A 21,579-nucleotide genomic window follows, 5' to 3' on the forward strand; every position below is an offset into this window, starting at 1 on the left:
ATTGACCTCTCTTTCAGGGGATTGGTTGATGCACGGTGACCAGCTTGGTGCCGTCGGGGAAAGTCGCTTCCACCTGAATCTCCGGGATCATTTCCGGCACGCCCTCCATGACCTGGCCGCGACTGAGCAGCGTCGTGCCGAAATGCATCAGCTCGGCCACCGTCTGGCCGTCGCGGGCGCCTTCGAGCAGCGCGGCCGAGATGTAGGCCATGGCTTCCGGGTAGTTGAGTTTCACCCCACGTGCCAGGCGCCGCTCGGCGACCAGGCCGGCGGTGAAAATCAGTAGCTTGTCTTTTTCTCTTGGCGACAAATCCATAATGGCTCCAGTCGTAGGGTGGATGTCGCTTTCACATCCACCGGCTCGTGGCGACAAACCACGCAGCGAATTTCGGGGCGGCCATGCACCTGCTGGCCGGCGTAGGGTGGGTAACGGCGGAGCCTTACCCACCGTTGTTCATGTACTCCAGATCCTCGGTGGCATTGCCTCGCGCCCCAGCAGTGCTGGACGCAACAGGCGCCACAGGTCAATCAGCCAGGCGCGGGCATGCAGGGCTTCGCTGGCCAGACAACGGCCAATGACCAGGCCCGGCAACTGTGTCAGGTCGCCCCGAACCCGGCTCGAAAGTTCTCGGCAGCGTTCCATCAGCTCGGCGTCGATCTCGCCGGTCACGATCAGGGTGGCGAAAACCGGGTTGCCATCGAGGCCGATCGGCGAGTCGAGCAGGCCGTCGTCACCGGTCACACGTTGGCGTTCGTGCCAGAGCCATTCGCCGTCGCGGGTGATATTCAGCTGTGCCTGGAAATGACCTGCGTCGAAACGCTCGCCGCTGGCCGGTCGGCCCAGCGCAATGATGTCCCAATAGAACAAGCGGGCGTTGCCTTCCAATTCGATGGTCGTGGTGAGCTCGGCCTGCGCCGCGGAATAAACGATGGTTTCCTGTGGCAACCATTCAAGCGTGGCGCCAGGTGCGACCCGCAGCTGCAGGTTTTGAAAAGCAGGGCCAGCGGCGCGATACCATTTGGCTGCGCCGGGGCTGGTCAACTGCGCCCAGGCACCGGGGCCCACCGTGGCGCTGATGTCCAGTCGGTCGCCACCCGCAATCCCGCCCGGCGGGTGCACGATGATGTGTTGGCAGACTTCTGGCCCTTCTGGATAGAGGTGCTTCTGCACCCTCAGCGGTCCGCTGTGCCGTCGAAGCACCGGGCGCGTCACGTGATCGAAACGGGCATAGCCCAGCTCGAGTTCGGCATTCCAGTGTGGCGTGAACAGAGGTGTCAGTGCGGTCATGGGCCGTGCGAAGTCAGGAGTCTTGCTCCAGTCGGAGCAATAGTCGTGCCTCTCGCGCCACAGCGGTGCGCTGCCTGGGCGCACGAGCCTGTGACGGTATAAATGAACCAGGCGATTGGTCTGGCCGTTGGCTTTCGATGCCCTTCAATGGTGCGCATGAAGGATTCGGAGGTGCGAATGATCCAGTTTGGTGCGTCCTGAGTAGGCTCGCTGCGGTGTGTTCGGTTTGATCCAACCACCGAACAGCCGAGGCCTAATCGGATCGACTGGCCGGTCACTGAAACAGATTGTTGCGAGCATCACGCTGCTTTATGGGGCTTCATCTCTTCCGGGCCGCTGGTTTGACGAGGGTGCAAGCGAGTGCCAATGTCAGTCAGGCGACGAGTTCCGATGTGCCGGCGGCTGGCGAAGTTCGACCGGCTTGTTTGCGATCAGCACTCGCTCGGTGGCACACATAACAACAAGATCCACGGAGGCGCTGCATTGAATCTATTGTTTCAGCAAGTGCTCAACGGCCTGACCCTGGGCAGCATCTATGGTCTGGTCGCTCTCGGCCTGACGCTCGTCTACGGCATCCTGCACATTCCCAACTTCGCCCATGGCGCGCTGTATATGGTCGGTGCGTTCGCTTCCTACTTCTTCATGACAGACATTGGCTTGCATTACTGGATCGCCATGGTGCTGTCCGGAGTCGTGGTGGCGGCGCTGGCGGTGCTGTCCGAGCGGCTGGTCTTCCACCCGCTGCGCAATGCGCCGCCGATCCATGACAAGATCGCGGCGATCGGCATCCTGCTGTTTCTCGAAGCGGTGGTGCAGATGCTCTGGGGCTCGGACTTCCGTCGCATGGCTTCGCCCTACGGTGGCATTCTCAACTTCGACGGGCTGATCATTCCCGAGCAGCGCCTCTTGATCATTGTCGGCGCCTTTACCCTGATGCTGGCGCTGCACCTGTTCTTGCGCAAGACAATGCTCGGCTCGACGATCATCGCCATGGCCCAGAGTCGTGAAGGCGCCTTCCTGGTCGGCATCGACGCCAACCGCGTGGCCATGCTGACCTTCGCTATCTCCGGCATGCTCGCCGCCTTCGCCGCCACCCTGTATGCGCCGATCAACCTGGTGTATCCAGCGATGGGGCATCTGGTGATCATGAAAGCCTTCGTGATCATCGTACTCGGCGGCATGGGCAGCATCCCGGGCGCCATTCTAGGCGCGATGATTCTCGGTTTCGCCGAAAGCTTTGGAGGCTTCTACCTGTCCTCGGACTACAAGGACATCATCGCCTTCTCGCTGCTGGTGGTGATCCTGTCGTTGCGCCCAACCGGGCTGTTCGCCAAGGGGGCTCACTGATGCATCGTTTCGCCTCTTTGCTGACCGGTCGCGGCTGCAAGCTGTTTCTGCTGGCCTTGGCCCTAACGTTCCCGCTGTTCGCCAAGAGCGAATACCAGGTCTACGTGATGGCCAGCGCCTTCATCTGGGCCATCGCGGTCTACGGCCTGAACATCATCACCGGTTACTGCGGCCAGCTGAACCTGGCCCACGGCGGCTTTTTTGCCATCGGCGCCTATACCTTGGCGATTCTTACTGCTGATCATGGCTGGAATTTCTGGCCGGCCTTCGTGGCGGCGGCGCTGGTTTCGGCGGCCATCGGTGCGCTGGTCGGCATTGTCTCGCTGCGTCTGAAGGAGCACTTCTTCGCCATCTTCACGCTCTGCGTCGGCTTCATCATCTATCTGTTGATCGATAAGTGGGAGGAGCTGACGCACGGCGCCATCGGCATTCGCGGCATCGCGGCGCCGGATGGATTCGGGCTAGTCGATTTCAGCCAGACGGTGCCGTTCTACTACCTGGCGCTGCTGTTCCTGGTTCTGGCGATCTGGTTCGCCGGGCGCTTGGCGTCCTCGCTGCTGGGGCGCACCTTCATGGCGATCCGCAACGGTGACGCGCTGGCCCAGTCGCTGGGCATCGACCTGATGCGCAACAAGCTGCTGGCATTCGTCCTGTCGACCACTTACGCCGGCATCGCCGGCGGGCTTTACGCCTCGATGATTCGCTTCATCGGCCCGGAGGAAGCCAACCCCAACCATACCTTCGACATGATCACCTACCTGCTGGTGGGCGGCTTCGGCACGCTGTTCGGGCCGCTGGCCGGCACTGTGGGGATCGTCTGGATCACCCAGTCGCTGCAGTTCCTCGAGGACTATCGGATGATCATCTTCGGCCCGCTGATCGTGGTGCTGGTGATCTTCATGCCGCGCGGGCTGATCGGCACCTTCCTTGGCTGGAAGCTGCGCAAAGACACCGAAGTGGCGCGGGCGCAGGATCCACGAGCCGGTAACAAAGTCACCCCAGGCAGCGAGGTGAACACAAATGCTTAAGGTCGAAAACCTGACCAAGATGTTCGGCGGCCTCGCGGCGGTACATGACGTCAGCGTCGAGTTCGAGGCGCGCAAGATCAACGCCATCATCGGCCCCAACGGCGCCGGCAAGAGCACCTTCTTCAACCTGATATCCGGTGTGCACAAGCCCAGTTCCGGCCGCATCCTCATCGACGGTCACGACGTGTCGCGGATGCGCTGCGATCGTGTGGCCCGGCTAGGCGTCGGGCGTACCTTCCAGACCACGCACCTATTCGAGCAGGCCACCGTGCTGGACAACCTGATTGTCGGCCACCGTTTACGTACCCGATCCGGCCTGTGGGACGTGCTGATCAATTCCAAACGTCTGCAGCAGGAGGAACGTGAGTGCCGCGAGAAGGCCCGCGCCGCGCTGGACTTCGTCGGGCTCGCACACTTGGAGAACCGCGTGGTGTTGGATATCTCCCAAGAGGAACGCAAGCGCGTGGCCTTTGCCCTGGCGTTGGCCACCGAACCGAAACTGGTGCTGCTCGACGAGCCGGCGGCGGGCGTCAATCCGGAGGAGACCGAAGGCCTGGCGCAGTTGATCCGCAAGATGCCCGAACACGGCCTGACCGTGTGCCTGATCGAGCACAAGATGGACATGATCATGGGGCTGGCGGACAAAATCATGGTGCTCAACTACGGCGAGAAGATCGCCGAGGGCACACCCGCCGAGATCAAGGCGAACCCGGCTGTGATCGAAGCCTACCTGGGGAGCGACTACGATGCTGCAGCTTGATCGGGTCGATGTCTGCTACGGCAGTTTCAAGGCGCTCACGCAGGTTTCCATGACGGTTGGCGCCGGCGAACTGGTGGTGCTGCTCGGGGCCAACGGTGCGGGCAAGACCACCTTGTTCAACTCCATCAGCGGGCTGCTCAAGCCAACAGCTGGCAGCATCACGCTGGAGGGCAAGCGCATCGACGGGCTCAAGCCTTCAGCATTGGTCGCCGCCGGTGTGGTGCACTGCCCTGAAGGGCGCAAGCTGTTCCCGCAGATGTCGGTCTCGCAGAACCTTGCGCTCGGTGCGTACCTGCATCGGCGTGATGGCGAGGGCAACAAGCGCAACCTGCAGGAGGTGCTCGAACTGTTTCCCATCCTGCACGACAAACGCAACCAGCCGGCCGGCTCGCTGAGCGGTGGCCAGCAACAGATGGTCGCCATTGGCCGGGCGCTGATGAGTCGACCCCGCCTGCTGATGCTCGACGAGCCCTCGCTCGGGCTTGCGCCGCTGGTGGTCAACCAGATGTTCGAGGTGATTTCGCGCATCAATAAATCCGGCACTAGCGTTTTGCTGGCCGAACAGAACGCCTTTGCGGCGTTGAAAATCGCCCACCGCGCCTATGTGATCGAGGGTGGCAGCCTGGTGATGGAAGGTGACCAGCAGGCCATGCTGGGTAACGAAGCCGTGCGCAAGGCCTATATCGGCGCCTGATCAGTCATGACCAAGGAGACAACAATGAAAACGCTCAAAGCGCTTGGGTTGGCGATTGCCACCCTGACCATGGCCCAGGCTGGCGGCGTGCATGCCGAACAGACTCTGACCATCGGTTTCACCGGCCCGCTCAGCGGCGGCGCTGCGCTCTACGGCGAGAACACACTGTCCGGCCTGCGCATGGCGGTCGATGATGCCAACGAGGCCGGCGGCCTGAAGATCGGCGACGAAACCTATAAGGTCAATCTCATCAGCCTGGATGACAAATACTCGCCGAGCCAGGCCGCCACCAACGCCAAGCGTTTGGTGAAGGAATCCAACGCCGCCGCTGTGTTCGTTCCGCATACCGGTGGGGTGTTCGCGCTGCAGGACTTCAACGTCGCCGACGATTTCCTGATCATGGCCTACACCAGCGTGCCTTCGGTCACCCAGCAGGGCAATCCGCTGACCGTGCGCGTTCCGCCGGAATTCACCGGCTATGTCGATGCGTTCTCCGACTACGCCCTCAAGCACTACGGCAAGAAACTCGGCATCGCGGGCGCTACCCACGAGTACGCCAAGATCTGGACTGACATGATGACCAAGGCCTGGGAGCAGAAGGGCGGCGAGATCGTTGCCAGCAACCCCATGGACTACAACAAGTCGACCGATTTCTACACCGGTATCAGCCGGGTAATCGCCTCGAACCCGGACGTGATGTTCGTCGGTGGCGCTTCCGAGCCCACCGGCCTAGTCATGCAACAGGCGCGTCAGCTGGGCTTCCAGGGCGGCTTTATCGTCATGGACCAGGCCAAGCTCGACGAGATCGCGATAGTGACCGGCGGCTTGGAACTGCTGGACGGCTCCGTGGGTGTCGTGCCGCTTTCCGAGTACGACAGCGAGGTGGCCAAGGTCTTCATCGATCGCTATCAGAAGGCGCACGGCAAAGTGCCGGGCTCGGAGGCTGCCTACAACTATCTGGCCTTCCATGCGCTGGCCAAGGCCATGGAACTGGCGGGTAGCACCGAGCCGCAACAGGTACGGGCAAAGATGGGCGAGGCGCTGACGACCATGGATCCGAAGTACAACCTCTACTCGGTTCAAGGCATGACCGAAAACGGCGGCTTCATCACGCCGACCACCATGGCCGTGGTGGAGGGCGGCAAGATCGTCCGCAAGGAGATCGGAGAGTGATGCCTCGCTAATGCGTTCCAGGCGTGGCCCTTCGCCTTGCCTGGGAAGGGCACTGATGCGGTCGGTTTTGCCGCCGCGTCTGGCACCAGGCTGCCGACACCGAGGTGCCTGCTTTCATTCGTGATGTGCGATTTGCCGAACAAGTCCGTTGCTGGATGAACCGCTGGTCGCATCCCAGGCTTTTCCGCTCAATGCAATTGGAAAGCGGCCGTAACGCTCCACTACGAAGTTCTGTTGTGGAGTTGTCGCATGTCCTTTCTTCCTACCCGGATCGCCTCGCGGATGACGTTGGGCGTTCTCGTCCTGTTGATGTTCACCGCGCTGGCGATCTTTGCGGTTATGACGCTGGGTGGCAAACCCCGGCTCGTTGCCACCGGCACTGCCGCCGCCGAACAATCGGCCAGCGCCCTGGCCCGACAGTTGGCCTTGCAGCTCAGCCGCATCGAAGGGACCACTGCGGCCATGGCGCACCTGGCTGAAACCATGCCCAATGACGAGTCACTGGCGATGTCGGTGCTACCCAACCTGATCGACAGCCAGGGCGATGTAGCCATCGCCGGCGGTGGGCTGTGGCCGGAGCCGAGCGCCTTCGCGCCGGGTGTCGAGCGACGCAGCTTCTTCTGGGCACGCAGCGGCAGCGGCGGGCTCGATTATTCGGGCGACTACAACGCGGCGCAGACGCCGGCCTACCACGGCGAGTCCTGGTACAGCGGTGCCCGCGCGGCGACGCCTGGGCGTTGTGTCTGGTCGGACGGCTACCTGGATGCGGTCAGCGGTGTGGCCATGACCACCTGCAGCGTGACCTATAAGCGCAGCGGCTCGTTCGCGGGCGTGGCCACCCTCGATCTCAAACTCGACGGTTTGGCCAGTTTCCTAGATGCCAACGGGGGCGTGACCGGCGGTTACGCCTTCGCGGTCGACCAGGCCGGCAACCTGCTGTTTTTCCCGGGCGCCAAGGCCAATGGTGGCTTACCCACGCTGACCGATCGGGTGCGCGAGCAACCTTGGCTCAAGCCCGTTGCCGACGCGGTCGCCGCTCAGGGTGGGGGTGATACGACGCTGCATCTCGAGCACGACGGCCGGGTGGGCGGCCCGGCGTATGTGACGCTGGAAACCATGGAGGGCACTGGCTGGCGTGTCGGGCTGGTGACCCCGGAGGCGAACGTCACCGGGCTCGCCAATGAGCTGACCACGCAAATTCTGCTGCTCCTGCTTCCGCTTCTGGCCGTGTTGCTCGGCCTCGCTTGGCTCGCGGGCAAGCGCCTGCTGGCGCAACTGGAAGAAACCACCGGGCAGATCGAGCGACTCGGGCAGGGCGGCGGGCGTGACGACGCGCAACTGGAGGTTCGTCGTGCCGACGAGATCGGCGCTCTGCGTGGCGCGGTCAACCGCTATGCCGGTTCGTTGCGCGACATGCTGCGGCGCATTGGCGACGAGTCGGCGAGTCTCGAGCGCCAGGCCGATGAACTGGCGCGGCTGTCCGTGGGCCTGGCCGATCGAGCTGAAGCTCAGCGCCAGGACAACACCCTGCTGGCGACGGCCATCACCGAAATGTCGGCCAGCGCGGCCGAGGTCGCTCACAACACTACAGATTGTTCTGATACGGCCCGTCAGTCGTTGTCTGCCGCCGAGCAGGGGCAGGGCCAGGTACAGCGCAACAGTGAAGTGATCGGCGGCCTGGCCGGGGACATCAACCATGCCGCTGCGGCGATTACACAACTGGGAGAGGATATCGAGCGGGTCGGTGGCGTACTGGATGTCATCAAATCGATCTCCGAGCAGACCAATCTGCTGGCGCTGAATGCTGCCATCGAGGCCGCGCGCGCAGGCGAGCAAGGACGGGGCTTCGCGGTGGTGGCCGACGAGGTGCGCACCCTGGCGGGGCGCACCCAGAGTTCGGCCAACGAAATCCAGCAGATGATCACCCAGCTACGCCTGGCCTCGACCCAGGCCGTGTCGACCATGCAGGCCGGTGCTCAGCGTACCCACGAGGCCGTGCAACAGGCCGATGGCGTGGCCGGCACACTCGGCAGTACGGTGGCCAGCTTCGACGACATCGTCCAGCGGGCGCAGCAGATCGCGGTGGCCGCACAAGAGCAAAGCCATGTGACCCAGGAGATCAACGAACTGGCGGTGCGTATTCACACCGCCAGCGAGGAGGGCGCGCGTGATGCGGCCACGCTGCGTGAGCTGGGCCAAGGCATGCAAGCCATCTCGCAACGGCTGGCCGGCATGAGCCGCTGATCGGACGCGGCACGCGTGTCATCTGATGACGCTACGAAACTTCTACAAGCCCCGCCGTGTGCGGGGGCTTTTTTATGTTTATGGCCGCGAGGGGGGGCAACCGGCGCCTTAAATCGCCACCAGCCCGCGTACCCCTTCGGCTTCCATGGTGTCGCCACGGCCTTGCTGGATGATTTCGCCGCGGCTCATCACCAGGTACTGGTCGGCCAGTTCGGCGGCGAAATCGTAGAACTGCTCCACCAGCAGGATCGCCATGTCGCCGCGGGCGGCGAGTTTCTTGATCACCACGCCGATTTCCTTGATCACCGAAGGCTGAATGCCTTCGGTGGGTTCGTCGAGGATCAGCAGGCGCGGTTTGCTTGCCAGCGCACGACCGATGGCCAGTTGCTGTTGCTGGCCGCCGGAGAGGTCACCGCCGCGGCGGTGCTTCATCTCTTTCAGCACCGGGAACAGCTCGTAGATGAATTCGGGCACTTCCTTGGCTTCCTTGGCGCTGAAGCGGGACAGGCCCATCAGTAGATTCTCTTCGACGGTGAGCCGACCGAAAATTTCGCGCCCCTGCGGCACGTAAGCGATGCCGGCGTGCACGCGCTGGTGCGGTTTGAAACCGGTGATCGGCTTGCCTTCCCAGTTCACCGCGCCTTCCTTGGCCGGGATCAGGCCCATCAGGCACTTGAGCAGGGTGGTCTTGCCGACACCGTTGCGGCCGAGCAGGCAAGTCACTTCGCCAATTTTGGCGTCAAATGAAAGGCCGCGCAGGATATGGCTGCCGCCGTAGTATTGGTGCAGTTGCTGGACTTGCAGCATGTGCGACTCCTTCACTTTGGTGGATAAGCCTCTGGCGTTATCCACCCTACGATTAGGTTTGCGTTGATGCGGGCGTGGACGTTCGGCGGCCGTAGGGTGGATGACGCTTCACCCATCCACCATGGATGTCCTGGGTGATGCGAAGGGCGCCATCCAACCTCCGAATCAATCACCGCCCCAGATACACCTCGATCACCCGCTCATCGTTCTGCACGGTTTCGAGCGAGCCTTCGGCCAGCACCTGGCCTTGATGCAGCACGGTGACGTGGTCAGCGATGGTGTCGACGAAACCCATGTCGTGCTCGACCACCATCAGCGAGTGCTTGCGCGCCAGGCTCTTGAACAGCTCGGCGGTGAACTCGGTTTCGGCATCGGTCATGCCGGCGACCGGCTCGTCGAGCAGCAGCAGTTGCGGGTCCTGCATCAGCAGCATGCCGATTTCGAGAAACTGCTTCTGGCCATGGGACAGCAGCCCGGCCGGGCGGTGGCGCGAGGTCTCCAGGCGGATGGTCGCCAGCACCTCGTCGATCCGGTCCTTCTGTTCGCCCTTGAGCTTGGCCTTCAAGCTGGCCCACACCGACTTATCGGTCTTCTGCGCCAGCTCGAGGTTCTCGAACACGTTGAGCGCCTCGAACACCGTGGGTTTCTGGAACTTGCGGCCAATGCCGGATTGGGCGATTTCCACCTCGCTCATGCGCGTCAGGTCGAGGGTGTCGCCGAAGTACGCCGTGCCGCTGTCCGGGCGGGTCTTGCCGGTGATGACATCCATCATGGTGGTCTTGCCGGCGCCGTTGGGGCCGATGATGCAGCGCAGCTCGCCGACGCCGATGTAGAGGCTGAGATTGGTCAGCGCCTTGAAGCCGTCGAAGCTGACGTTGATGTCTTCCAGGCTGAGGATGGTCCCGTGACGGGCATCGAGGCCGGCGCTCTTCACACGGCCGAGGCCAATGGCATCGCGGCCGCTACCGCCATCGGCAGCGGTGTCAACCGGTTCGATCAGTTCGGGTACGGGTGCGGTTTTCATGGTTCGCCCCTCCGGCGCAGTAATCCGATCACGCCTTTCGGCAGGTACAGGGTGACGACGATGAACAGCGCGCCCAGGGCGAACAGCCAATACTCGGGGAAGGCCACGGTGAACCAGCTCTTCATGCCGTTGACGATGCCGGCGCCCAGCAACGGCCCGATCAAGGTGCCGCGCCCGCCCAGGGCGACCCAGACGGCGGCTTCGATCGATTGCGTCGGCGCCATTTCGCTGGGATTGATGATGCCGACCTGGGGCACGTAGAGCGCACCGGCCAGGCCGCAGAGCACGGCGGACAGCGTCCAAATGAACAGCTTGTAGCCGCGCGGATCGTAGCCGCAGAACATCAGGCGGTTTTCTGCATCGCGCAGCGCGGTCAGCACACGGCCGAACTTGCTGCGCGCCAGCCGCCAGCCGAGGAATAGGCTGCCCGCGAGCAGGGCAACGGTGGCCAGGAACAGCGTGGCGCGGGTGGCCGGGGCCGAGATCGAGAAGCCGAGAATGGTCTTGAAGTCGGTGAAGCCGTTGTTGCCGCCGAAACCGGTTTCGTTGCGGAAGAATAAGAGCATGCCGGCGAAGGTCAGCGCCTGGGTCATGATCGAGAAGTACACACCCTTGATCCTCGAACGAAAGGCGAAGAAGCCGAAGACGAACGCCAGCAGCCCCGGCGCCAGCACCACCAGGCACATCGCCCAGAGAAAGCTCGACGTGCCGTACCAGTACCAGGGCAGCTCGGTCCAGGCGAGAAAGCTCATGAAGGCGGGCAGCCCGTCGCCTGCGCTTTCACGCATCAGGTACATGCCCATGGCGTAGCCGCCGAGCGCGAAGAACAGTCCGTGGCCGAGCGACAGCAGGCCTGCATAGCCCCAGACCAGATCCAACGCCAGGGCGACGATGGCATAGCAGAGGATCTTGCCGACCAGCGTCAGGGTGTAGGCCGAGACGTGAAAGGCGTTGTCCGCAGGCAGCAGGTGCAGCAACGGCATGGCCAGCAGGATGACGAGCACCACGCCCAGCGCGGCGGCGGTCAGCGTCGGGCCGGCTTTTTGCGCGGCGGTGATGGCGAGTGGCTGGTTCAATCGATGACCCTCCCCTTGAGGGCGAACAGCCCCTGCGGGCGCTTCTGGATGAACAGGATGATCAACGCGAGGATCAGGATCTTGCCCAGCACGGCGCCGATCTGTGGCTCGAGGATCTTGTTGGCGATGCCGAGACCAAAGGCGGCGAAGATGCTGCCGGCCAACTGGCCGACGCCGCCGAGAACGACGACGAGAAAGGAGTCGATGATGTAGCCCTGGCCGAGGTCCGGGCCGACGTTGCCGATCTGGCTCAGGGCCACGCCGCCGAGCCCGGCGATGCCGGAACCGAGACCAAAGGCCATCATGTCGATGCGGCCGATGGGCACGCCGCAGCAGGCGGCCATGTTGCGATTCTGGGTCACGGCGCGCACGTTCAGGCCCAGTCGAGTCTTGTTCAGCAGCAGCCAGGTCAGCAGCACCACAAACAGTGCGAAGCCGATGATCACCATGCGGTTGTAGGGCAGCACCAGGTTCGGCAGCACCTGCAGACCGCCTGACAGCCAGCCAGGGTTGGCGACCTCGACGTTCTGCGCGCCGAACAATACGCGCACCAGCTGGATAAGAATCAGGCTGATACCCCACGTCGCCAGCAGGGTTTCCAGTGGTCGGCCATAGAGGTGGCGAATCACCGTGCGTTCCAGTGCCATGCCGATGGCCGCGGTGACGAAGAAGGCCACGGGCAACGCCACCAGCGGGTAGAAGGCCAGGGCTTCCGGCATGAGCCGAGCCATCAACACTTGCACCATGTAGGTGGTGTAGGCGCCGAGCATCAGCATCTCGCCATGGGCCATGTTGATCACGCCCAATAGGCCGAAAGTAATGGCCAGACCCAGCGCGGCGAGCAGAAGAATCGAACCCAATGACAAGCCGCTGAATGCCTGGCCGAGCAGTTCGCCGATCAGCAGCTTGCGCTTGACCTGCGCCAGGCTGGTCTCCGCCGCCTTGCGCACGCTGGCGTCGGTTTCCGCCTCATCGACGAGCAGGTTTTCCAGCCGCACCCGGGCCAGTGGCGCACCGGTCTCACCGAGCAGACGCACGGCGGCCAGGCGCACGGCCGGGTCGCCCGCGGTCAGCTGCAGGTTGGCCAGGGTGAGCGTGAGCGCTTCGCGCACGGCCGGGTCGTCTTCGGCTTGCAGGCGCTGTTCGAGCAAGGGCAGCTGCTCGGGTTTGCCGCTGCGCTGCAGACGCTTGGCCGCCGTGAGGCGCTGCGCCGGATCGTCAGCGAACAGCTGATGGCTGGCCAGTGCCGTGTTGAGCAGGCCGCGCAAGCGGTTGTTCAAACGTAGCTTCTTAGGCGTCCCGACGGGTTGGGCGTCGCCTTCGAGGGCGCGGAAATCACCGTTCTCCTCGATAAAGGGCGTCTTGTTCCTATCGATCACCACGCGGCTGGCGCGTAGGGCTTCGATCAGCGGCAGCCGCTCCGGAGCGGGCGCGATGGCCCAGGCTTCAAGCAGCTTGGCCTGTTTGGCCGGGCTCGCCTTGGCGTAGTCGGCCGCGTCACCGGCGTGGGCTGCCCAGGGCAGGGCCAGCAGGAGCAGCAGAAAAATTCGGTACAGGGCAGTGTTCATTTAGGCATTCCCCAGGGACCCCGGTGCTCTCTTGGTGGAGCTGGCGGTGGTCGACAGGTGGATGAAAAAAGGCCCATCCACCCTACGAAAGCGAGCGAACGTAGGGTGGATCGGGACGCGGAGTCGGCGCTTCATCCATCCACCAAAACGTCCATCCTCAGTTCGACTTCACCGCATAGTCCGGCTTCTTGTCGTTGCCTGGGATGTAGGGGCTCCACGGCTGGGCGCGGACCGGGCTTTCGGTTTCCCAGACCACCGAGAACTGACCGTCATCCTGGACTTCACCGATCATCACCGGCTTGTGCAGGTGGTGGTTCTTTTCGTCCATGGTCAGGGTGTAGCCGCTCGGCGCTTCGAAGGTCTGGCCAGCAAGGGCATCGCGTACCTTGCCAACCTCGGTGGTGCCGGCTTTCTCGACCGCCTGCGCCCACATGTGAATGCCAACGTAGGTGGCTTCCATCGGGTCGTTGGTTACGGCCTTGTCAGCGCCCGGCAGGCCCTTTTCCTTGGCGTAGGCCTTCCACTTGCTGACAAACGCTTCGTTGACCGGGTTTTCTACCGACTGGAAGTAGTTCCAGGCCGCCAGGTGACCGACCAGCGGTTTGGTGTCGATGCCGCGCAGCTCTTCTTCGCCGACCGAGAAGGCGACGACCGGAACGTCAGTGGCGTCCAGGCCCTGGTTGGCCAGCTCCTTGTAGAACGGCACGTTGGAGTCGCCGTTGATGGTCGAGACCACCGCCGTCTTGCCGCCGGCGGAGAACTTCTTGATGTTGGCGACGATGGTCTGGTAATCGCTGTGGCCGAACGGGGTATACACCTCTTCGATGTTCGATTCCGGCACGCCTTTGCTGATCAGGAAGGCACGCAGGATCTTGTTGGTGGTGCGTGGGTAGACGTAATCGGTACCGAGCAGGAAGAAGCGCTCGGCGCTGCCGCCGTCTTCGCTCATCAGGTACTCGACGGCCGGGATGGCCTGCTGGTTCGGCGCCGCGCCGGTATAGAAGACGTTGGGTGACAGCTCTTCGCCTTCGTACTGGACGGGGTAGAACAGCAGGCCGTCGAGCTCTTCATAGACCGGCAGTACGGATTTGCGCGAAACCGAGGTCCAGCAACCGAAGGTCACCGCGACCTTGTCCTGAGTCAGCAGCTGACGGCCTTTCTCGGCGAACAGCGGCCAGTTGGAGGCCGGGTCGACCACCACTGGCTCGAGCTGCTTGCCGAGCACGCCGCCCTTGGCGTTGATCTCGTCGATGGTCATCAGTGCCATGTCTTTCAGAGATGTTTCCGAAATAGCCATGGTGCCGGACAGCGAATGCAGAATGCCGACCTTGATGGTCTCGGCTGCCTGCACGGTGAACGGGAACAGGCCGCTGAGCATCAGGGCACTGGCGGCGAGGGTGGACTTCAGTAGGGGACGGCGTTTCATTGTATGTGGCTCCTTGGCTGTCCATGCGCAACTGTGGGTTGGTTCTCTGGGACAGGGAGCGCTATCGCAGCATCCATGCCAATTTCTTCGAAGCGCTCTGGCACGAGGCCTCGCTGTCGTTCGCTCTGTAATACGTAAATGCGGACTGGGCTCTGTGGGTACGAAAATGGGGCGACCGACGCGATGTGGGGCAGCGTGTTGCACGCATGTGGTGCGAAATGGCTCCGAAGTTGCCGGTGGCTGAGCCGGCGAAGCCGAGCGCGGCTGCTTGCGGGGATCGCCCCGTCGCCCTAGCATGACCGGCCTGCACAGGAAGCCTTCATGTCGCGTCGTCCCCGCCCACCGCGCACCGCTGCAGCGCGTAGCCAGCCCCGTCGAGTCGCCAAGCCGCCGCCTGCCGAGTCGTGTCTGCTGCTGTTGAACAAGCCATTCGACGTGCTCACGCAGTTCAACGATGCCGATGGCCGTACCACCCTCAAGGACTTCGTGCCGGTGCCGGGCGTGTACCCGGCCGGGCGTCTGGACCGCGACAGTGAGGGGTTGCTGCTGCTGACCAACGATGGCCAGCTGCAGGCGCGCATCGCCGATCCCAAACACAAGCTGGCAAAGACTTACTGGGTGCAGGTGGAGGGCGAGGTGAGCGCCGAGCAGTTGCGCCGTCTGCGCGACGGTGTCGAACTCAACGACGGCATGACGCTGCCCGCGGAGGCTCGGGCATTGGAAGAGCCCGTGTTATGGCCACGAAATCCGCCGGTGCGCTTTCGCAAGAGCGTGCCGACCTCTTGGCTGGAGCTGGTAATCAGGGAGGGGCGTAACCGTCAGGTACGAAGGATGACGGCGGCGGTCGGGCTGCCAACGCTGCGGCTGGTGCGGGTCAGGATCGGACCCTGGTCGCTGGACGGCCTGCAACCAGGGGAATGGCGGGAAGTGCCGGCGCGCTTGTGAGGCGCCGGCCGCCTCACCGCATCAGTGCGGGATGCCCTGCGAAACCTCGATGATGTAGCCGATGATCGGCTTGGCGAGAAAAGCGAACAAGCAAAGGCCAAGGCCCAGGAACAGAATCGCCGTGCCGAGGCGTCCAGCTTTGGACTTCTTGGCCAGGTCCCAGATGATGAACGCCATGAAGGCCATCAGGCCGCCGACCAGGACGATCATCATCCACTTTTCGAATACTTCGGGTTCCATCGAGCGCTCCGCGTGGCTAGTAACGACAACGGCTATGACAACGGGCGGGCTATTGTTGGCTGAGCAGGGCTCGTTTTTATGACGCGCGGGGCATAGCAAGGCGGCGCCGAGTATACGCCAACCAGGCCGCCACGCGGCCTGTCAGCGGCATCCGGTCTCAGCTGCGCAGGTGCTCCAGCGGCAGCTCCGTGCTTGACGACACTTGCCTCAGGACGAAGCTCGACCGCACGCTCGACACACCCTCGATGCGGGTCAGGGTGCCGAGCAGGAAGGCCTGATAGTGCTCCATATCCGGCACCACGACCTTGAGCTGGTAGTCGGCGTCCATCCCTGTCACCAGGCTGCACTCCAACACTTCCGGGCACTTGCCGATGACTCCTTCGAAGTGCTCGAAGCGCTCCGGCGTGTGACGATCCATGCCGATGAGCACATAGGCGGTCAGGGTCAGGCCGAGTTTCTTGCGATCCAGCAATGCGACCTGGCGGGCGATGTAGCCGTCGTCCTCGAGTTGCTTCACCCGCCGCGAGCAGGGTGAGGGCGACAGGCCGATGCGCTCGGCCAGATCCTGGTTGGATATACGCGCATCGTGCTGCAGTTCGCCAAGAATCCGCAGGTCGTAGCGGTCGAGTTTGCTCATTTCGAAAAGCTCTCGTGGTCTTGTTGCGCTAAAATTTGTTTGGTTGCGTATGAATTGCGCAAGAGTGGCTTATATGAGCAATATTCGCAAACATCTATCGCCGCGCGGGGCGTAAGCTTTATCTAACTTCAGCCCCCGGCAGAAAGGCCACGGCACGCGATCCCCGCCGTGACCCCCGAACGCCTTACCCAGGCCGACGGTCCGGGCCCCCGACGCTCACGAGGCGCCGAGAGAAGAAGCCGTTACCATCGGCCCAACGAATCGAAAAGACCACGCCCAGGCGTGGTCTTTTTCGTTTTGGCGTTTTGTTTGGGGGCCAAGAGCTGAGGCGATTCCTAGCCGCTGTGTATGCGCTGTTGTGGGAGCGGCCTTGGCCGCGAAGTTGTTGGGCTTTGGGTTCACGTGGCTACGCCCGTTGGCCGGGTTGGCTGAGGCATTGGTTTCGCCCTGCTGGGCGAGTCACTTTTTCCAGACGCGGAAAAAGTAACCAAAAACGCTTGCCCCTGCATCCGGCCCCGGCTGCGCCGGGGTTCCCTCGCTCCGGTGACGTTCCAGGGGCCCGCCGCGAAGGGCCATCCCTGGCCCATCGCGGCTCTCGCGGCATCCATGCCGCTCAACCCCTTCCACGCCACCTGCGCTCGGCCCCCTGAAAGGGGCGATTCGGTGGCGTCTGATGGGCCGTGCAGCGAAGCGGTTGTGCGAGTTTCGGGCGATCGTAGGGTGGATAACGCGAAGCTTACCCACCGATTTTTGCCGGCATAGTTCGATACCGATTGCAGCGTCGATTGCGGTGGAAACTGCTTCGCAGTTTTCCACCCTACGGGCTTTTCACGGCCATGGGTTAAGTGGTCCTGGCTCGACACAGCTTCCTGCTTTCCATTGCACGACCTGTCAGACGACGCCGAATCGCCCCTTTCAGGAGGCCGAATGGAATCCGCGCGGAGGGGAGCGAGCGGCATGGATGCCGCGAGAGGCGTAAAGGGCCAGGGATGGCCCTTGTACGCCGGCCCCCGGAGCGCGGATGGAATGAGGGAAGTTTCGCGCAGCGAGACCCGGATGCAGGGGGCAAGCGTTTTTGGTTACTTTTTCGGCGTTTGGAAAAAGTGACTCGCCCAGCAGGGCGAAACCATCGCTAGCGGTGTCCGCGGTAACCGGTATAGCGCCTTTGCCAGACGCCGCACCCGCACGCTCACGCTGCGCTACCCCTTCGCCCTAACCACCTCAAGCGGATCAGCATGCACCAACACTTCGGCCCGCGGGTACTTGGCGTGAATCGCCGCCTCGACCCGATCGCACAGCCCATGCGCCTCGATCAACGGCAGCTGCCCCGGCAACTCCAGATGCATCTGCACGAACCAGCGAGTACCAGAGACACGGGTGCGCAGGTCGTGGCAACCGACCACACCGGGCACTGCGCAGGCCAACTGGTGCATATCCTCGCTGATCTCCGGCGGCAGCTCGGTATCCATCAACACCGCGCCGGCCTCGCGCACGATGCTCAGCGCGCTCCAGAAGATGTAGAGAGCTATGGCGATGCCGAAGACGGCGTCCAGGCGCTCCCAGCCGTAGCCGGCCAGCACCAGCGCGACGAGGATACTGGTATTGAGCAGCAAGTCCGAACGGTAGTGCAGGGCGTCGGCGCGGATCGCCGTGGATCCGGTTTCACGCACCACGTGGCGCTGATACATCAATAGCGCCACGGTCAGCGCCAGCGACAACAGCATCACCGCGATGCCCAGCGCCGGCGCGCCCAATGGTTCGGGGTGCAACATGCGGTCGACGCCTTGCACGCAGACGAGGATCGCACTGACCGAGATGAACGCGCCCTGGCCGAGCCCAGCAAGGGCCTCGGCCTTGCCGTGGCCGTAGCGATGATCCTCGTCGGCCGGGCGCAGCGAGTATTGCACGGCCAGCAGGTTGAGCAGCGAGGCGGCGCCGTCCAACAAGGAGTCGGTGAGGCCCGCCAGTAGGCTGACCGAACCGCTCAGCCACCACGCCAGCGCCTTGCTGGCCGCCAGCGTCAGCGCCACGGCCAACGCCAGCCGCGTGGCGCGGCGCATCAGCCTCGCGTGTTCGGCGCTGACGCCCTTGCGCTCGCGGGTGTGCTGCATCAGGCGGCGGGCCGCAATCCAAACGCCGCCAACTGCTCGACGCTGCCGTTGTGCTGGATCAGGCGCGGATCGTCCAGCGGCAGGCTGCGGCCGGTTTCCGCTTCGATGATGGCTTTGAGCTTAGCCTGGTCAATCACGCCGTCGGCACCGATGGCTTCTTGGAGTTTTTCCGGGGCCATGGAGTAGCTGTTGTCGGGCAGGTAGATGGCGCCAGTGGCGAAATCGATGCCGAATGCGATCAGGCCGGGAATTACGTAAAACAACAGGCCCACCGCATTGAGGACCGCGACGGCCGGGTCGATACGGCCGTCTATCTGACCGCGGCGATCCGGGTAGAACAGCGTGCCGCAGGCCGCCAGTTGGGTGAATAGGGAGACGGCCAGCACGCCGCCGATGACACGGGAACGAGTACGCATAAGACCTCCGAAAAAAGTGGCGCAACTATACAAGGGCCGCGCAAGGGCTGCGTGATGTTTTCTCGACATCAGACCGCCTTCTGCGCCTAGGTGTTCAGGGGCCCACGCAGAGCCAGCGCAGTGTAAACGCGCAAGGTTTACACCCGTTATGGGCTGACGAAACCTGCCGGGTGGGGAGTGGATCATCGGCGTCGTCGTTCTACGATGCCGTCGTTCAGCCGCCAGCGCTTTTATCGTCCCCTATAATGCCGCGCTCAAATCCGGAGTCCCCATGCTGCTCCTACCCATCGATGAAGCCCTGCCGGCGCTGCGCCAGGCCCTGCTAACCCGTGACGAGGCGGTGCTCGAGGCACCCCCCGGTGCCGGCAAGACCACTCGCGTGCCGCTGGCGCTGCTGGGCGAGCCCTGGCTGGAGGGGCTATCGATTCTGATGCTCGAACCACGGCGTCTGGCTGCCCGTGCAGCGGCCGAGCGGCTGGCCAGCGAGCTGGGCGAGAAGGTCGGCGAAACCGTCGGCTATCGCATCCGGCTCGAAAGCAAGGTCGGGCCGAATACCCGTATCGAAGTGGTCACCGAAGGCATTCTTGCGCGTCGCTTGCAGGACGACCCGGCGCTCGAGGGCGTCGGACTGGTGATCTTCGATGAATTTCACGAGCGCAGTCTGGACGCCGATCTGGCGTTGGCACTGACGCTTAATGCACGTGTGCTGTTGCGCGATGAACCGCTCAAGTTGTTGTTGATGTCCGCCACCCTCGAAGGTACGCGGCTGTCCAGCCTGCTGAATGAGGCGCCGGTGGTGCGCAGCGAAGGACGCATGTACCCGGTTGTGCAACGCTGGGGACGGGCGTTCCAGGCTGGCGAGCGTATCGAGCCGCGAGTGGTGCAGACGGTTTTGCAAGCGCTGGATGAGGAGTCCGGCAGTGTGCTGGTGTTCCTTCCCGGGCAGGCCGAAATCCGCCGAGTGAACGATACCTTGGCCGAGCAGTTGGCGGATCGAAGCGAGGTGATGCTCTGCCCCTTGCATGGTGAACTCGAGCTGGCCGCCCAGCGGGCCGCCATCGAGCCGGCACCTGCCGGCAAGCGCAAGGTTGTATTGGCGACCAACATCGCTGAGACCAGCCTGACCATCGAAGGCGTACGGGTGGTGGTCGATGCCGGATTGGCGCGGGTGCCGCGGTTCGATCCGGGTAGCGGTATGACGCGTCTGGAAACTCGCCGTATTTCGCGTGCGTCGGCGACGCAGCGCGCCGGTCGAGCGGGGCGTCTGGAGCCTGGTGCCTGCTACCGCCTATGGTCCGAAGACCAGCACGCACAGCTGGCCGCTTATGGCGACGCGGAGATTCTTCAGGCCGATCTGGCCGGCGTCGCGTTGCAACTGGCGCGCTGGGGCGTCGAGTCGGATGAGCTGGCCTGGCTGGATATGCCGCCGGCTGCTGCGTACGCCCAAGCGCAGGATCTGCTCCAGCGCCTCGGCGCGCTCAGTCGTAATGCCCGTGGCGGTTGGCAATTGACCGCTCACGGCCAGGCCATGGCCGAGCTGCCTGCGCATCCGCGGATCGCTCACCTACTGTTGCGCGGGCAGTCGCTGGGCCTCGCGTCGCTGGCGGCGGATCTCGCTGCCTTGCTGGTCGAGCGTGATATCCAGCGCGGCGGTGGCGTGGATATCGCTACGCGTCTCGGGCTGCTCGACGGCAGCGCGGGGCGGCATGCTGGTGCCCAGCGGGTGCGCCAGCTGGCTAGGCAGTTTCGCAGCCTGCTGCGTGGCCCGGTGGTGCCCGCGCCGGCGAATGCGTCGGATCATCGTTGGCACGGCGCGCTGCTGGCGTTCGCCTATCCCGACCGGATCGCCCGACAGCGTCGTGAGGGCGGCGGCGAGTACCGCTTGGCCAACGGTCGGGCGGCGGTATTCGGCGAGCCGGACGCCTTGATGAAGGAGCCTTGGCTGGTGATCGCCGAACTGGGCAGCCGTCAGGGCCAGCGCGAAGAGCGCATCTACCGCGCCGCCGCGCTGGATCCAACGTTGTTCGACGAGGTGCTGGCCGAGCAGGTCAGCGTGCGTGACGAGCTGGAATGGGACGAGCGCGAAGGCGTATTGCGGGCCGAGCGGCAGCGACGCGTTGGCGAGCTGATCCTGAGTCGTGAGCCATTGCCTGGGCTGGATGACGAGGCGCGCGGCCGTGCCCTGCTCGGGCTGGTCCGGCGCAAGGGTCTGGAGCTGCTGCCTTGGACGCCGGAACTGCGCCAGTGGCAGGCGCGCATCGCGTTGCTCAGGCGGATCGATCTGGATGCCGGCGTCGTCAGTGAATGGCCGACTGTCAGCGACGATGCGCTGCTCGAGCGGCTGGAGGACTGGTTGCTGCCGTACCTGGGCAAAGTCTCCCGTTTGGCGCATTTCGCCCAGCTGGACCTCAAGGCCATGCTCTCGACCCTGTTGCCTTGGCCATTGCCGCAGCGCCTTGACGAACTGGCGCCGATGGCCATCGTCGTGCCGTCGGGCTCGCGGGTGCGGCTCGACTACAGCGAGTCGCCACCGGTGCTAGCGGTGCGCCTGCAGGAGCTGTTCGGCCTGGCCGATACGCCACGCATCGCCGGAGGGCGCCAGGTCGTCAAGCTGCACCTGCTTTCCCCGGCACGGCGACCGGTGCAAGTGACCCAGGATCTGGCCAGCTTCTGGGCCAACACCTACGCCGAGGTGAAGAAAGACCTCAAGGGCCGCTATCCCAAGCATTACTGGCCGGATAACCCGCCGATCGCCGAACCCACCGCACGCGCCAAGCCACGAGGCACCTGAGGCG

19 protein-coding genes and 1 pseudogene are annotated in these 21,579 nt (G+C 63.7%); 9 read left to right on the forward strand and 11 right to left on the reverse strand.

What is annotated here, in order from left to right:
* Positions 1-13 precede the first annotated feature (13 nt).
* Both ureA and ACL0K2_RS16700 read right to left on the reverse strand, forming a co-directional pair.
* A complete protein-coding gene (ureA, locus tag ACL0K2_RS16695; RefSeq protein ID WP_045163783.1) occupies positions 14-316 on the reverse strand; it encodes an urease subunit gamma in 303 nt (100 codons plus the stop codon).
* Positions 317-454: 138 nt separating this feature from the next.
* Positions 455-1,288: an urease accessory protein UreD gene (locus tag ACL0K2_RS16700; protein ID WP_413043069.1), complete on the reverse strand. Its 834-nt coding sequence runs from the start codon at positions 1,286-1,288 to the stop codon at positions 455-457.
* A gap of 483 nt (positions 1,289-1,771) precedes the next feature.
* Here ACL0K2_RS16700 and ACL0K2_RS16705 point away from each other — a divergent pair, with 483 nt between their 5' ends.
* From ACL0K2_RS16705 to ACL0K2_RS16735, 7 genes and pseudogenes are all read left to right on the forward strand, one after another.
* A complete protein-coding gene (locus tag ACL0K2_RS16705; RefSeq protein ID WP_413043070.1) occupies positions 1,772-2,635 on the forward strand; it encodes a branched-chain amino acid ABC transporter permease in 864 nt (287 codons plus the stop codon).
* Positions 2,635-3,663, forward strand: coding sequence for a branched-chain amino acid ABC transporter permease (locus ACL0K2_RS16710; protein ID WP_413043071.1), 1,029 nt, complete (start codon positions 2,635-2,637; stop codon positions 3,661-3,663). The genes ACL0K2_RS16705 and ACL0K2_RS16710 overlap by 1 nt, the downstream gene beginning before the upstream one ends.
* Positions 3,656-4,423 carry an ABC transporter ATP-binding protein gene (locus ACL0K2_RS16715; protein WP_045163780.1) on the forward strand — a complete coding sequence of 256 codons (768 nt, stop codon included), beginning with the start codon at positions 3,656-3,658 and terminating at the stop codon, positions 4,421-4,423. The genes ACL0K2_RS16710 and ACL0K2_RS16715 overlap by 8 nt, the downstream gene beginning before the upstream one ends.
* Complete coding sequence (locus ACL0K2_RS16720) at positions 4,410-5,117, forward strand: ABC transporter ATP-binding protein (protein WP_413043072.1); 708 nt, start codon at positions 4,410-4,412, stop codon at positions 5,115-5,117. The genes ACL0K2_RS16715 and ACL0K2_RS16720 overlap by 14 nt, the downstream gene beginning before the upstream one ends.
* Before the next feature lie 24 nt (positions 5,118-5,141).
* Positions 5,142-6,290, forward strand: coding sequence for an ABC transporter substrate-binding protein (locus ACL0K2_RS16725; RefSeq protein WP_045163778.1), 1,149 nt, complete (start codon positions 5,142-5,144; stop codon positions 6,288-6,290).
* Between the two features lie 507 nt (positions 6,291-6,797).
* Positions 6,798-7,145, forward strand: a pseudogene (locus tag ACL0K2_RS16730) (cache domain-containing protein); the annotation flags it as partial.
* 135 nt (positions 7,146-7,280) lie between these two features.
* A complete protein-coding gene (locus ACL0K2_RS16735) occupies positions 7,281-8,534 on the forward strand; it encodes a methyl-accepting chemotaxis protein (protein WP_413044486.1) in 1,254 nt (417 codons plus the stop codon).
* A gap of 108 nt (positions 8,535-8,642) precedes the next feature.
* Here the strand turns inward: ACL0K2_RS16735 and urtE are convergent, their stop codons facing one another.
* The 5 genes from urtE to urtA all read right to left on the reverse strand — a co-directional run bounded on the left by urtE (position 8,643) and on the right by urtA (position 14,435).
* Positions 8,643-9,341, reverse strand: a complete 699-nt coding sequence (gene urtE / locus ACL0K2_RS16740) for an urea ABC transporter ATP-binding subunit UrtE (RefSeq protein WP_025243170.1) — start codon at positions 9,339-9,341, stop codon at positions 8,643-8,645.
* Positions 9,342-9,510: 169 nt separating this feature from the next.
* Positions 9,511-10,365: an urea ABC transporter ATP-binding protein UrtD gene (urtD, locus tag ACL0K2_RS16745; protein WP_413043073.1), complete on the reverse strand. Its 855-nt coding sequence runs from the start codon at positions 10,363-10,365 to the stop codon at positions 9,511-9,513.
* Positions 10,362-11,441, reverse strand: a complete 1,080-nt coding sequence (gene urtC, locus ACL0K2_RS16750) for an urea ABC transporter permease subunit UrtC (protein ID WP_045163774.1) — start codon at positions 11,439-11,441, stop codon at positions 10,362-10,364. Before urtC ends, urtD begins: the two co-directional genes overlap by 4 nt.
* Positions 11,438-13,009, reverse strand: coding sequence for an urea ABC transporter permease subunit UrtB (gene urtB, locus ACL0K2_RS16755; protein WP_413043074.1), 1,572 nt, complete (start codon positions 13,007-13,009; stop codon positions 11,438-11,440). Before urtB ends, urtC begins: the two co-directional genes overlap by 4 nt.
* Before the next feature lie 157 nt (positions 13,010-13,166).
* Positions 13,167-14,435, reverse strand: a complete 1,269-nt coding sequence (gene urtA, locus ACL0K2_RS16760) for an urea ABC transporter substrate-binding protein (protein WP_045163772.1) — start codon at positions 14,433-14,435, stop codon at positions 13,167-13,169.
* Between the two features lie 321 nt (positions 14,436-14,756).
* Between urtA and ACL0K2_RS16765 the strand changes: the two genes are divergently transcribed.
* Positions 14,757-15,380: a pseudouridine synthase gene (locus tag ACL0K2_RS16765; RefSeq protein WP_413043075.1), complete on the forward strand. Its 624-nt coding sequence runs from the start codon at positions 14,757-14,759 to the stop codon at positions 15,378-15,380.
* 21 nt (positions 15,381-15,401) lie between these two features.
* On the opposite strand, the gene ACL0K2_RS16770 is transcribed toward ACL0K2_RS16765, so the two are convergent.
* The 4 genes from ACL0K2_RS16770 to ACL0K2_RS16785 form a co-directional block, all read right to left on the reverse strand.
* Complete coding sequence (locus ACL0K2_RS16770) at positions 15,402-15,620, reverse strand: DUF2788 domain-containing protein (RefSeq protein ID WP_021210252.1); 219 nt, start codon at positions 15,618-15,620, stop codon at positions 15,402-15,404.
* A gap of 157 nt (positions 15,621-15,777) precedes the next feature.
* Positions 15,778-16,257 carry an Lrp/AsnC family transcriptional regulator gene (locus ACL0K2_RS16775; protein ID WP_045163770.1) on the reverse strand — a complete coding sequence of 160 codons (480 nt, stop codon included), beginning with the start codon at positions 16,255-16,257 and terminating at the stop codon, positions 15,778-15,780.
* A gap of 1,199 nt (positions 16,258-17,456) precedes the next feature.
* The gene (locus ACL0K2_RS16780) at positions 17,457-18,368 is read right to left on the reverse strand and encodes a cation diffusion facilitator family transporter (protein WP_239611106.1); all 912 of its coding nucleotides are present in this window, start codon (positions 18,366-18,368) and stop codon (positions 17,457-17,459) included.
* Positions 18,368-18,784, reverse strand: coding sequence for a hypothetical protein (locus ACL0K2_RS16785; protein ID WP_045163767.1), 417 nt, complete (start codon positions 18,782-18,784; stop codon positions 18,368-18,370). The genes ACL0K2_RS16780 and ACL0K2_RS16785 overlap by 1 nt, the downstream gene beginning before the upstream one ends.
* 271 nt (positions 18,785-19,055) lie before the next feature.
* Between ACL0K2_RS16785 and hrpB the strand changes: the two genes are divergently transcribed.
* Positions 19,056-21,575 (forward strand): ATP-dependent helicase HrpB, encoded by a 2,520-nt coding sequence (gene hrpB, locus ACL0K2_RS16790; RefSeq protein ID WP_413043076.1) that lies wholly within the window; start codon positions 19,056-19,058, stop codon positions 21,573-21,575.
* The last annotated feature ends 4 nt before the right edge of the window (positions 21,576-21,579 follow it).

The sequence above is a fragment of the Pseudomonas sp. YJ42 genome, assembly GCF_047225135.1.
In the GTDB taxonomy this organism is placed as follows: domain Bacteria; phylum Pseudomonadota; class Gammaproteobacteria; order Pseudomonadales; family Pseudomonadaceae; genus Stutzerimonas; species Stutzerimonas stutzeri_E.